Raw genomic sequence first — 13,410 nt, 5'->3', positions numbered from 1 at the left:
AGGGATTACAAATGTTTTGGCTAGTCCACATATTACTCAGTTCCCAGTTAGGTATAAAGTCATGCTGACAGCATAAACACTTCATGAAGTCGTCCATCGATTCGCTTTTTGAATCTGATGGATGGCATAAAATAGGGCATCCGACCGATCATTGGCGAAAAATGAAATATCCCCGTCCGGGTAAGCCGCATCTCGTCCGACACGACCACTGATTTGAATCAAGGCTTTCGTACTAAACCCTTGATCAGCATCCAGGACGGCCACTTGTACGTTAGAGATCGTCACGCCACGCTCTAAAATCGTCGTCGTGAGCAAAATACCGTTCGTCGTACGAAATGCTTGGATTTTCTCAATGCGGTCCGGATCTTCCGCGTGGACGGTCGTCACATCAATACCGACTTCTTTCAATCGTGTTTGCCATGCTTCGAGCGCTGCGATTCGGGGGACGAACACGAGACGCGGTTGCTGTTCATACTGACGCAACCACTCGACGATCGACTGCATCGTAAACGGTGACTTCAATCGGGGAACCGGTAAAGGATGTCCATGATAACGCCGCATTAATCGTACTGTCGGATAGCGACGATGCCACATCGATGGCGTCGCACTTAATAAAATCAACGCTGCTTTTTGCGTCATCGCCCGTTTGACGTATCGATGTAGCGTCCAGTTCATATGAAACGGAAAGGCATCGACTTCATCTAATAAGACGACATCAAAACAAGACCGGTAATGAATCAGTTGATGTGTCGTGCTGACCGTGATTTCACCTAAGAGAAGACGATCCGCTGATCCACCATATAAAGATACGACGTGAGCAGTCGGAAATGCCTGTTTGATATGATGCGTCAATTCACGGACGACATCCGCACTTGGCGCCGTCACAAGAACACGCTTTCCGTTCGCCAATGCTCTTTCGATACCGGGGAAGAACATCGGTGTCTTCCCTGCTCCACAAACCGCGTGAACTAGCAACCTTCCACCACGGAGAATCGTCTGTTCAATTGTCCGCGCGACAGTCGTTTGAGCAGGTGTCAAACGAATCGGTTGATGCTGTGCTGGATGTACCGGATCGAGCGGACGGGTATCCGTAATGAGCTGATCACATGTGCGCAACTTCCCATAAGCAATGCATCGTCGACAATAATAGCAACGTTTTCCGCACGTGCAAGGGCCTTTGACCGGAAAGGCTCCACACCGCTGACACGTAAACGTCACGGCTGGAATGAGTTGATGCGTCGGCAATCGGGTTTCCATCTGTTTTGCTGAAATCCATCTCCCGCGTATATCCATTGCTTCACTTCCTTCGTTTCCCATTTGCTTCATCTTGACGGACGAATGGGAAAATCGACAACGTATGCTGTATAAGAGATGTATGGATGGAATACGCGGTTTCTCAAAAAATAGTTTTGCTATCTCATATATCTGGACAAGAAAAAACACATTGACGATAGAGTCCGTCAATGTGTTTTCATCTTATTTTTTGTACCATGTGATACCGATCGCACCCGGTCCGAGGTGTGTACCGATGACTGGACCAAATACACTCATCTCGATTTGCGCATTTGGAAACTTCGTCTGTAAGGACGCAATCTCCTGTTCTGCTTTCGTAGAATCTTCTGCATGAATGACGCCGATCGTATACCCGGTTCCGTCTCCCTCGATATCTTCGTGCATCATCTCTTCGATTCGGTTGACGGCTCGCTTGAACGTTCGAATTTTTTCGAACGGAACGATTTTTCCGTCAACGAAATGAAGAACGGGTTTAATCTTTAAGAACGAACCGACGAATGCTTGCGCGACACTGAGACGACCTCCGCGTTGGAGGTGTTCGAGATCATCCACGACAAAATACGCACGAATGCGCTCTTTTAGTTCCTCTAAATGATGGACGATCGTTTCCGCCGTGGCTCCTGCATCTCGCAAACGAACCGCTTCTTGGACGAGAAACGCTTGCGGCATACAGGAAATACGTGAGTCGATAGGATGGACGTTCACATGATCAATCATCATATTGATCGTGTGCAACGCTTGATATGTCCCACTGATCCCGCTTGAAAGGGTGATGCCAATGATATCCGTTCCTTCTGGCAGTTGTTCAAACGTCGCAACGAGATCTCCAATATTCGGCTGTGAAGTTGTCGGAAGGCTACCCGTCCGAATCCGTTCATAAAAATCAGCAACCGAGATATCAAATCCTTCCCGATAAGCCTCCCCTTCAAAGATGACGCTAAGCGGTGCGACGTGCACTTGATGTTCTTCACAATACGTTGTTGGCAGATAGGCAGTGCTATCCGTTACGATCACAATCTGACTCATCCGTGATTTCCTCGCTTTTATAGTTCCGTCGTGACGTATACTTTCATACGTCACAATCGTTTATAAGTGTAGCACTTCTGAGTGGATAAAAAAAGGAAGATGGGAGTCCTGCTCCCGTCTTCCTATCCGTTCATACGACGACGACCCATCCACGGCGAATCGCTTCGACGACCGCACCGGTGCGGTCTGGAACGTTCATTTTCCGAAGAATCGAAGATACGTGGTTTTTAACTGTCTTTTCACTGATATATAATGTATCGCTAATCGCACGGTTCGAGAATCCATCTGCCAGTAGCTGCAAAACTTCACATTCACGCCGTGTCAATACGTGCAGTGGTGCTTCAGCCACCTGACGTTCAACGGGTTGTGACGCCATCGTTTGTTTCATCTTCATGAGACGTCTGTATTCCTGAAGTAGATTTGGTGTCACTTTCGGGTGTACATATCCACCTTCACGATAGACGGAACGAATCGCGTTGACGAGTTCATCCGTCGCCATCTCCTTCAATAAATATCCGACGGCTCCCGCTCCTAAGGCGTGCATGACATATGTCTCATCATCATGGATCGATAAGATGATGACCCGAACTTCCGGGTGTACTTCCATTAAACGTTTCGTTGCATCGACACCGTTGACTTGTGGCATATTGATATCCATCAATACGATGTCTGGTTGGTGTGCTTCGACGAGAGGAATGACATCTACGCCGCTCTCTCCTTCCGCTACGACTACGAACTCTTCCTCGAAGTCAAGAATTCGTTTTACTCCCTCACGGAATAACTGATGATCGTCAATGATGACTACTTTCACTTGCTCGTTGTTCACAGTGTTTCCCCTCTCGCTTCGGATTCCTCGATCGGAATCTTTACCTTGATGACCGTCCCGCCCCCAGGGTACGTTTCGACCTCGAATTCTCCATCGATCAATTCAATGCGTTCACGCATCCCGATCAATCCAAACGACTCGTCATGTGAGTCGACGATCGAGTCGAAGTCGAATCCGACTCCGTTATCCTTTACGTGAATGCGAATGGAATGTTGATATTGTTCTATGATAATACGAATGTCCTTTGCATTGGAATGCTTCACGGCATTTTGGACAGCTTCTTGAACGATCCGGAAGACCGCGACCTCATAGGTGGAGTCAATCCGTTCGCCACCGCCTAGATATTTAAATTGAATCTCAATATTCGAAATTTCTTGCATATGTCGTAAATACCGCTCAAGCGTCGGGACGAAACCAAGATCGTCCAACGTCATTGGACGGAGATCATAAATAATGCGACGAATGTCCGCTAATCCGTCTCGAATCAAGACACGAAGACGATGAATTTCCTCAAAAGCAGCTTCTGCTCCATTGTGTTGATGAATTTTTTCAATCAGATCCGCCCGAATTAATACGTGCGCCAATGTCTGCGCTGGACCATCATGCATTTCGCGAGATAACCGCCGTCGTTCGTTTTCAGCAGATTGAAAAACTTTTAAGCCCATTTCCTGTTTTTGCATCGCTTTTTCGTACTTCTCATTCATGACTTGCATATCGTCCGTCAAAAAATTCAAGACAACGGATACACGTCCAATCAGCATATCCGCTCGTTCGATTGTTTCGTCTAACTGAATGAGACGACGTTCCAACTCATCACGCCGCTTCCGGCAATTCATCTCATCCCGTTGATTGATAAACGACTCCAGTTGTAGTGAGTTCGCTGTTTCATAGGCTTTCCGAACATCTTGCTCCGAATAGTTTTCGAAATTTTTGCTGACGATGACTAGTCGTGTCTTGGCATCCTTAATATGACGTTCTAGCCGCTCTGCTTCTTTTATATAATCATGGACACGAACTTTCAAGTCGCGCAATTCTTGCTGGATTTCAGCATATTGCTCTCTCGAATCCTCCGTGATCCGAACGATTTCTTCGCGACTTTCCTCTACGACACCAATGATGTTTTGTACGATATCATTCAACGACAGTCGCTCCTTCATTTCATGCGTCATCGTGACTCCCTCCGGTCCTTACCACTCAAATGGTTGTCTCTCTCTCTGAACGTCGTTATGCTAGAAAGAACTAGTCAACGAGGAGGACATTAATAGTATGACATTATCTCATTATTATACAGTAAAAGAAAACGGTTTCCACGAAATCATTATTCAAAAGTCTCGATTCATTACATATATTTCTCGCATTTCTTCCGAAACAGAGGCACAAGACTTCATTGCGCAGATTAAAAAGAAGCATCATGATGCAAATCATAACTGTTCTGCGTATGTCATCGGGGAACAAAATCAAATCCAAAAAGCGAGTGATGATGGTGAACCTAGCGGAACAGCAGGCGTCCCGATGCTTGAAGTACTGAAAAAAAGAGATTTACGCGATACCGTTGTTGTGGTCACACGTTATTTTGGCGGCATTAAGCTTGGTGGCGGTGGATTAATTCGTGCCTATGGCTCAAGCGTCTCGGAAGCATTGAATGCAATCGGCGTCGTTGAACGGATTCAGCATCAAGTGGTAGAAGTGCACATTGACTATACGTGGCTTGGAAAAATTGAGAATGAACTTCGATCAAGCATTCATCCGATTGATCAGATTCATTATTTGGATCAAGTTCAAGTCGATGTCTTAGTCAAAACTGCAGATGTTCCTACCTTTATTGAATGGATGACAGATCTGACGAATGCGCAAGCCCACTTCCAAGAAGGTGCTTTTCGCTACCTCGAACGTGACATTCTTTCCTGACCTGCTATACTGATTGTAAAGATTCCGAAAGTTTTTTAATAATTCTGTTAAGTAAGGAGTACTTGAAATGGATGAACCGATACGATCACGGTCAAAGAAAAAAAAGAAGCGTTCTTGGTTCAAGCGTCTTGTTTTTTTATTTTTGATCATTTTAGTAACTGGCGGTGCAGCATTCGCTTACGTCGCCAACAAGACTCTTCAAACGGCTAATGAGACAAAAGTCGACTTAGCACGTGGAGACAAGTCAGAAAAACGTGAAGCGGCAGTCGACTTGACGAAGGACCATTTCTCCGTCTTGCTTGTCGGAACGGATGAACGTCCCGGAGACACATCCTCTCGCGCTGATACGATGATCATCGCCACATTCAATAAAACAGATCAAACCGTAGACATGGTCAGCATCCCTCGAGATTCTCTCGTCCAAATCCCTTCTGTCGGATATGAAGATAAAATCAACCATTCGTATGCTTATGGAGGAATTGATTCAACGATTGAGACAGTCGAAACGTTGTTTGATATTCCTGTAGACTATTACGCCTCCATCAACTTTAATGGTGTCGTTGCTATCGTCGATGCGCTTGGCGGTATTGATGTCGACGTCAAACTACCGATCGACACACTCGACTCTTCCGATAAACGAAACAGTATCAAACTCGAACCTGGTCAGCAGACACTCAATGGGGAAGAAGCGTTGGCCTACGCCAGAATGCGTTATGAAGACCCTGAGGGTGATATCGGACGTACAAAACGCCAGCAACAAATCGTACAAGCGATTATCGAACAGTCGACTTCCTTCGGTTCGATCACGAAACTCAATGACTTGATGGATGCTACAGGCGATAACTTCAAAACGAATATGTCACTAACGGAAGCCTTCCAGCTACAACCGTTCGTCAAATCACTCGGATCCATTAATCGTATTGATTTAACGGGATCAGATACGAAAATCAATGGCGTCTATTACTATCAAATCGATCCCCTTTCACTTGCCGAAGCTAAAACAACATTAAAAGAACAGCTCAATTTACCTGCTGATGACGCTACTGACATGACGACATCAGAAGAGGCGACGGATGATACGACGACTACGATCAACTGATCATGCAGCTTTGCTAGAACTTCAACGTCTTGCTTATCGAATCGAAGCGCGTCTACTGGAAACAGTAGACTTTCCACCTTTATCGGAAACGATCGATGACATCGAAGCGGAGCAACCGAACGGGTTCGTTTATCTCTTGCATGATAGCGTAGTCGGTGCGATCACATATGTTGATGGAACGATCACGCGCCTCGTTGTGAATCCGGAATATTTTCGCCAAGGCATCGCCCAATCCTTACTGCACCACCTGCTTCAGCATGATCACGTGAAGCATGTCATGACAGGTGCGCGTAATCTTCCTGCCCTTACGCTCTACGCTCGTTTTGGCTTTACGGAAGTCCAACGTGAGTGGCGCCACGATATCGAACTTGTCTTTTTGACTCGAATTTAAAGCTTCATTAAGCGAAAACAAAGAAGCAGCAGACGCCTGTCTACTGCTTCTTTGTGCGTTTTAAAAGAATAGGAGTCCGAGAACGGCTCCAATCAACACGATTCGTAACGGCGACTGTTTATAAAAACGAAGTAAACAGAACAAACCGAAGGCAATCAAGAAATCAAGACCACTCTTGATGCTTGACGTAAAGATTGGATCATAAAGAGCGGCAAGCAAGATACCAACGACGGCAGCATTGACGCCAATCAAGATCCGACCGACCGATTGATTCTTCCGAATACGATCCCAGTACGGTAAAACACCGATGACGAGTAGGAATCCTGGTAGGAAGATCGCGAGCGTCGCAAGAATTCCTCCAGAAACACCAGAAACGATCGTACCGAGATACGTCGCGAACGTAAAGAGTGGTCCTGGTACCGCTTGTGCAGCGGCGTAACCAGCAAGGAACGTATCCGTGTTCATCAATCCAGGTACGAGTGTCTGCTCAAGGAATGGCAGGACGACATGTCCGCCACCAAAGACGAGGGCACCGGCACTGTACATAATACTCGTCAGTTGGACGGTTCCCGTCGTTGCTTGAGCGAGAAACGGTGTGACGGCAAGTAAGACGAAGAATAAGACGAGTGCCGTGATGCTAAGTAGGCGTGGTACGCGAATCGACAAGGACCCACCCGTCTCCGTCTCTTCTTTAAACCAGAAGAACGCAAGAAGACCTGCGAGCAACAAGACACCGACTTGTGCCAGTGGATGTGCGATCAAGAGTACGCCTGCTAGCGCCAGTAGCATCAACGTCATCCGTTTGACGCCTGTCGCAAGTTTCATTCCCATGCCCAGGACGGCGTCAGCAACGATTGCAACCGCAACGAGTTTCAAGCCATGAATGAATCCGGCTTCTGCGACATCGAACTGTGTCGCAAGAATCGCGAACAGAATCAAGGCGATACTCGACGGTAACGTAAAGCCGATAAAGGAAATGATCGCCCCTGCTACGCCTCCACGGATCAAACCGATTCCCATTCCGACCTGACTCGAAGCGGGACCCGGGAGGAATTGACAGAGCGCAACTAAGTCAGCATATGCTTTCTCATCAATCCATTTTTTCCGTTTGACATATTCTTCATAAAAATACCCGAGATGGGCGACCGGACCTCCGAACGACGTCAGTCCGAGCTTGAACGATACAAGAAAGATTTCAATTAAACGATGCATGTTTCACCTCCATCCTTCATTCTACATAAAAGATGTTAAGTTCTTGTGAACTTCAACGGTTTTTCTTTCCATAAGTCCCTTTTCGCCACAATTTCTCCATGGGACCTTGTGGATGAAACTGGAGATATCTGTTTGAAGCAACACCTTGTGCGATCAAAAGCAGGAAAACGAGTAACAGTCCTTGCCATAACGGTGTCGTTCCATGTTGTCCACTGAAGAAGACGAACACGGTAAAGACGACTGTATGTATCAAATAATTCGTCAATGCCATCCGTCCCAGTCCAGCAAACCATTGCATGCGTCCAGCACGAACGAGTAGCGCAACGGCACAAGCATAGGTGATCGCAAGCGTGCGTCCTGAGAGCCAGACGTAAAATAGATTGATGGATCCGTCTGGTACATCAGCATGCGCCTGTATGATTCCTGCAAATGATGGAAGTGTCAGGAGTAAACTAATTCCAAGCGTCCACCACAGGAAACGATTCGTCGGTGGCGCTGTGCTGAAGCGTTCCATCAAATAGGCTCCAATCAAGAACAGGGATAAAATTTCTGGCCAAATGACACCAGAATTCATGAGGGCTTCCGGTAATTGAACTGTCGCGTGATGTGATAAAAATCCGAGGAGATCGCGCGATGCGACGAACGACTGAAGTGTCTTATCTAGCTCGACGACGGGAGTGTCGCCCAATTGACGAGCCCCAAAGAAAATAAGTAGGTAGAGCAAAAGGGCATAGATTTGAAATGCTGCCGCAAACAAAAGCTTCGTGATCGGCTTTGTTTTTATAAATAACAATAAGATAAAACCGGTCAACGCATACGTATGTAAAATATCTCCCTGCCAAATACATAAGTGTAGTAGTCCAATGACGAGAAGAATCCCGAGACGTCGTGCAAAAATTGTCTTCGGTAATCCTTTTTGCTGCAAACGCTGGATGAACAGATAAAAACCTGCTCCAAACAAGACACTAAACAGCGTATAGAATTTTGTCTGGATGAAGAGGTCAAACACCAAACGAATCGCTTGATCGACGTCTCCCATCATCGCATTCGGTCGATCTCCAAGAAAACTTGGCATGTTGACAAATAGAATGCCACATAAAGCAAATCCCCTCAAAATATCCAAGTACTGAATGCGTTCATTTTTATTTATTTCTTGCATTTTCTCATCTCCCTTAAAAAAAGACCGCACATTGAGATGAGCGATCTTTTTAAATCATTTCGTTGTAAGACGTTCTAATAGTTTGAGAATCGGTCGATATTTATCCCCTAACAAACCCAATGATTCGACTAAAATATCTAGTACGATCAATAAGATAACGAGAGAAATAAAAGCACCGAGCGAATTCGTTTGCGAAAAGAGGATTGCCGTCATTCCGAACACACCACAAAGTCCATAAATCACTAAAACGGCTTGTCTCATCGTAAATCCTAAATCGAGTAAGCGGTGATGCAAGTGCTCTTTATCGGGTGCGAACGGCGGTCTCCCTTGTAACATACGACGCACGATAGCGAACAGCGTGTCTGAAATCGGAATCCCGAGCAAAATGACTGGTACAGCAAGTGAGAATAAAGTTACATTTTTGAATCCAAGTAGGGAAAGTACGGCCAGCATATATCCAAGATACAGCGAACCCGTGTCTCCCATGAAAATTTTTGCCGGATAAAAATTATGAAACAGAAAACCGAGCGTACTCATAAGCAAGAGGATCGCAACGATCGTCACGTAGACGTTCCCTTGAATCACAGCTAAACTAATTAGCGTCAACAAGACGATACTCGATACGCCAGCAGCTAGTCCGTCTAAACCATCAATCAAATTGACGGCATTCGTGATACCGATGACCCACAGGAAGGTCAATGGCACACTCCACCACCCGAGATACAGCTGTTGATCAAACGGCAAATTGATGAATTCGATTCGAATCCCACCATTTAAAACAATGACTGCCGCTACGATTTGTCCCATTAACTTCAGCCTAGCATTCAGTTGAAAACGATCATCTAACATACCGGTCATGATGATCACGAAACTACCGACTAATATATGAGTCGCATATGGACTCGATGGTTGTAAGATAAAGTATCCGATCATGAATGAGATATAAATCGCAAGCCCACCTAGACGTGGCATGATTCGAACATGTACTTTTCGTGCATCCGGACTATCCACCGCGCCCACTGCAATGGCAAAACGTTTGACAACGGGGGTAATCAGCAATGCAGCGATGAAACAGACAATGGACGCTGTCCATAACATAATAACATCACGCTCCTGCGCGAATTATACCACATTCTTCTTCCAAAAATCGTTCGTTCCCATTCTGTAAACAAAAAGCATAGGCTTATGCTTGTGCGACTCGGAATTGCAACACGTCTTGGTCTTGCCACTCCGTCACGTCTAAGACGACTTTGATTGCAAGGGTCGTTTTAGCTTCGATTGGGGACGTTAACGCTACCTGCAATGTCTGCAAGATTTGTTCCCCGTTCATAAGTTGTAACGGAAGCGTTCCGAGTTGAATCGCCCGTTCATATCCGTTTCGAATCAAAAACAATCCTGTCATCCTATTTTCGTTCTTCTCGTTCCAAACATTCATGACATTGACTTCTTCATTCTTCAACGTCGGGGTTGAATAGAATGTCTGACGTACACGTCGCGCTTCAGCATCAAGGAAGTCCGATGGAATCTCGAGATCATGCGTCTCTTCTAAACTAAATAAGAGACGAATCTTTTCCGGGAAATTTTCTTCATCCGTTAAGAAAAGTTCTTCCTCGGAAAAATCAAGCCAACATGGCATACTACTCATCGGTACGAACTCCGGAATATCTTCCGTCGTCAAAACCTTTCTGCCAATCAGACGATTGGCTTCGTCTAACACGAGTAATGGAAGACCATCTACATGAAAACTATTTTCTAATGTATTTCGAAACAACGCGACGATTGAAATCGGCGAGGAGGATAGGTCCACTTGCAGCGCTTCGACGGACAGTTGATTTAACTCCAAGTCTGGCAATTGATTAGCATGGTAACGGAAAAGATATTCATCTTCTTTCTCGATCAACATATCTTCTGTAAAAATCAATCGAGGCTTATACAGTCCTGTATTTTCTGGTGTCTCTGCTTCTAAAATGATTTGTTTTCTGCGATTAAACATCTAACTCCATCTCCTCGATTTCTTCATCTAGCATGATATATTCGGACAATCGTTGTAAGACATAGGCAACGGGATACTCGATTTCAGCAATCGTGTAGTTGAAGATTTCAAAGCCTTCCTTTTCGTACATCCGAACAGGCTGTTCTTGACCGTAACTCCGAAGATGAATGCCTTCTTTTAGCGTATTCATCGTCGTCAAATGTTCCGTCCAGTGCTCTTCGATCGATGCCAATAGCTGATCTCGGATCAGCTCGTCTACTGCAGGATTCTTTAGTTCCTCTATCCATTTTTCACGACGAGCGGAAACAATGTTCACATAATACGCTTTGACCTCTTCCGGCTGTTCTAAATCATCTGGAAGTGGTACTTCGTCGTTTAGTAATTCGTCCATCGCGAACTGGAACTCTTCCTTTGGCCACTCTTCCGGTACGAGTTCTGCAGATAGATAACGATCCACGATACGTTCGACCGTCCGCTCGACCATTGGTAGTACCATATCTTGAATGTCTTCCGCATCTAGTACTTGGTTACGGATCGCATAGATGACAAGACGGTGCTGATGAAGGACGTCATCGAGTTTAACAAGTTCCTCTCGAATCGAATAACCTGTCCCCTCGCATGTTTCTTGCGCATAGCTCAATAACGCTTGTGCTTCTTTTAACGTAACCGGTTCATGCTGACTCGTCTTCACTTTTTTCAAGACTTTCTCGAGTCGATCCTTTGCAAAACGCCGGACGAGGTCATCTTCGAGTGATACGATGAATTGACTTTTACCTGGATCTCCTTGACGTCCTGAACGTCCTCTTAGCTGGTTATCGATCCGAACCGACTCATGACGCTCGGTACCGATGACAAACAACCCACCTGCTTCTTTCGCAATCTCATCTAACGTAATATCTGTTCCTCGTCCTGCCATGTTCGTCGCGATCGTGATGCGTCCGTGTTGTCCGGCTTCACAAATGATGTCAGTTTCTTGGTCGACCGTCTTTGCATTCAGGATTTGATACGGTAACTGATGTGTATCTAAAGCTTCAGCTACAGCAAATGATTGTTCGATGGACGTCGTTCCGATCAATACGGGTTGCCGTCTTGCATGTGCTTCCTTCGTCGCACGCGCCACAGCTTCATATTTCTCCTCTTTCGTTGCGTAAATGATGTCAGAAGAATCTTCACGGAGTTTCGGGCGATTGGTCGGGACTTGTACGACATCCATTCCGTATGTCTTTAGAAGCTCTTGTCGTGAAGTTTGTGCCGTACCTGTCATGCCTGAAACGAGCTCGTACATCCGGAAATAATGTTGGATCGTAACTTGGGCCGTCGTTTTATTTTCTTCCGTGATGTCAATGCCTTCTTTTGCTTCAATGGCTTGATGGAGCCCATCCGACAAACTTCGTCCTTCCATGATGCGTCCTGTAAATAAATCAACCAACTCGATTTTCCCATCTTTTACGATGTAATCAACGTCTCGTTTCATGACGATGTGAGCACGCAAGGCTTGAACCATGTAATGATAAAGTACTTGATGCTCAGCTGCGAAAAGATTATCGATGGCGAAGTTCTCTTCGATGATCGAAATTCCTTTATCCGTAAGCGAAACTGCTTTGATCTCTTCGTCGTATTCGTATGCATCCGCAGGAAACTTTGATACGATCAGCTTCGCGACGGTTTGTAATCCTTCATGCACCGAGCCCTTACCTGCCATGATGAGTGGTGTTTTCGCTTCGTCGATTAAAATACTATCGACTTCATCGATGATGGCAAAGTGATGTTTTCGTTGTACACGGTCTTCCTTCCGATTGACGAGATGATCGCGCAAGTAGTCGAAGCCAAATTCTGTACCGACTCCATATGTAATATCTGCGCCATAGGCAGCACGTTTCTCATCAGGTGACAGATCGGGAACATTTAGTCCGACTGTTAAACCAAGAAAACGGTGAATTTCTCCAATCTGATCCACGTCTCGTCGTGCCAAGTAGTCATTGACGGTGATGACATGAACCCCTTTACCACTTAAGGCATTTGTAAAACTCGGTAACGACGCGACTAATGTTTTTCCTTCCCCCGTCGCCATTTCTGCGATATGACCGTCTAGTAACGCAAGACCACCAATCAATTGAACATCGTAATGACGCATGCCTAACGTACGAACACTTGCCTCTCGGACAAGAGCAAATGCCTCCGTCTTTAGTTGATCAATCGTCTCACCGGCTTCGATGCGTTCCTTTAGGTGGATTGTTTGATTTTTTAATTCATCATCCGTCATCGCTTGATAACGACTTTCTAACGCATTGATTTCTTTTACGATTTTCATATAGTTCTTCAGTCGCTTAGACTGTTCGTTGAATGTATTTTTTACGAGTTGAAGCACTGTTTTTCTCCTCTCCCCACGTCCACGTGACGTCAGGTCCGACAATTTTTTCATCTACGTATCCATTATATCAGTTAAAAAATGGAACAGAAGAGATAAAAACCATTTTCAAGAAAATCATTTACTTATTTTAAA

Annotated in this window: 12 protein-coding genes; 3 read left to right on the top strand and 9 right to left on the bottom strand. The window is 45.5% G+C overall.

Annotated elements, in window-relative coordinates; all coding sequences use genetic code 11:
• Positions 1–81: 81 nt before the first annotated feature.
• The 4 genes from EXG77_RS03035 to EXG77_RS03020 all read right to left on the bottom strand — a co-directional run bounded on the left by EXG77_RS03035 (position 82) and on the right by EXG77_RS03020 (position 4,314).
• Positions 82–1,326, bottom strand: coding sequence for a helicase-related protein (locus EXG77_RS03035; protein ID WP_081637359.1), 1,245 nt, complete (start codon positions 1,324–1,326; stop codon positions 82–84).
• A 150-nt stretch (positions 1,327–1,476) separates the two neighbouring features.
• The gene (locus tag EXG77_RS03030; RefSeq protein WP_023469297.1) at positions 1,477–2,319 is read right to left on the bottom strand and encodes a DegV family protein; all 843 of its coding nucleotides are present in this window, start codon (positions 2,317–2,319) and stop codon (positions 1,477–1,479) included.
• A 130-nt stretch (positions 2,320–2,449) separates the two neighbouring features.
• Positions 2,450–3,145, bottom strand: a complete 696-nt coding sequence (locus tag EXG77_RS03025; protein WP_023469298.1) for a response regulator transcription factor — start codon at positions 3,143–3,145, stop codon at positions 2,450–2,452.
• Positions 3,142–4,314, bottom strand: a complete 1,173-nt coding sequence (locus EXG77_RS03020; RefSeq protein ID WP_023469299.1) for a sensor histidine kinase — start codon at positions 4,312–4,314, stop codon at positions 3,142–3,144. The genes EXG77_RS03025 and EXG77_RS03020 overlap by 4 nt, the downstream gene beginning before the upstream one ends.
• 97 nt (positions 4,315–4,411) lie before the next feature.
• Here EXG77_RS03020 and EXG77_RS03015 point away from each other — a divergent pair, with 97 nt between their 5' ends.
• The 3 genes from EXG77_RS03015 (at position 4,412) to EXG77_RS03005 (ending at position 6,543) form a co-directional block, all read left to right on the top strand.
• Positions 4,412–5,053 (top strand): YigZ family protein, encoded by a 642-nt coding sequence (locus EXG77_RS03015; RefSeq protein ID WP_023469300.1) that lies wholly within the window; start codon positions 4,412–4,414, stop codon positions 5,051–5,053.
• A gap of 67 nt (positions 5,054–5,120) precedes the next feature.
• Positions 5,121–6,152 (top strand): LCP family protein, encoded by a 1,032-nt coding sequence (locus EXG77_RS03010; RefSeq protein WP_023469301.1) that lies wholly within the window; start codon positions 5,121–5,123, stop codon positions 6,150–6,152.
• Entirely contained in the window at positions 6,127–6,543 is a 417-nt protein-coding gene (locus EXG77_RS03005) for a GNAT family N-acetyltransferase (RefSeq protein ID WP_023469302.1), read from the top strand. The genes EXG77_RS03010 and EXG77_RS03005 overlap by 26 nt, the downstream gene beginning before the upstream one ends.
• A gap of 60 nt (positions 6,544–6,603) precedes the next feature.
• On the opposite strand, the gene chrA is transcribed toward EXG77_RS03005, so the two are convergent.
• The 5 genes from chrA to secA2 all read right to left on the bottom strand — a co-directional run bounded on the left by chrA (position 6,604) and on the right by secA2 (position 13,275).
• The gene (gene chrA, locus EXG77_RS03000; protein WP_035396197.1) at positions 6,604–7,755 is read right to left on the bottom strand and encodes a chromate efflux transporter; all 1,152 of its coding nucleotides are present in this window, start codon (positions 7,753–7,755) and stop codon (positions 6,604–6,606) included.
• 52 nt (positions 7,756–7,807) lie between these two features.
• Positions 7,808–8,830, bottom strand: a complete 1,023-nt coding sequence (locus EXG77_RS02995; protein ID WP_238987914.1) for a DUF418 domain-containing protein — start codon at positions 8,828–8,830, stop codon at positions 7,808–7,810.
• Between the two features lie 138 nt (positions 8,831–8,968).
• A complete protein-coding gene (locus EXG77_RS02990; RefSeq protein ID WP_023469304.1) occupies positions 8,969–10,012 on the bottom strand; it encodes a glycosyltransferase family 4 protein in 1,044 nt (347 codons plus the stop codon).
• An 85-nt stretch (positions 10,013–10,097) separates the two neighbouring features.
• On the bottom strand, positions 10,098–10,907 hold the full coding sequence (locus EXG77_RS02985; RefSeq protein WP_052017086.1) for an SLAP domain-containing protein: 810 nt from the start codon (positions 10,905–10,907) through the stop codon (positions 10,098–10,100).
• A complete protein-coding gene (secA2, locus tag EXG77_RS02980) occupies positions 10,900–13,275 on the bottom strand; it encodes an accessory Sec system translocase SecA2 (RefSeq protein ID WP_035396192.1) in 2,376 nt (791 codons plus the stop codon). Before secA2 ends, EXG77_RS02985 begins: the two co-directional genes overlap by 8 nt.
• Positions 13,276–13,410 lie beyond the last annotated feature (135 nt).

The sequence above is a fragment of the Exiguobacterium sp. OS-77 genome, assembly GCF_000414195.2.
Lineage (GTDB): Bacteria > Bacillota > Bacilli > Exiguobacteriales > Exiguobacteriaceae > Exiguobacterium_A > Exiguobacterium_A indicum.
Note: the sequence above shows the minus strand (reverse complement) of the source record. Positions and strands in the feature narration are given on the sequence as shown.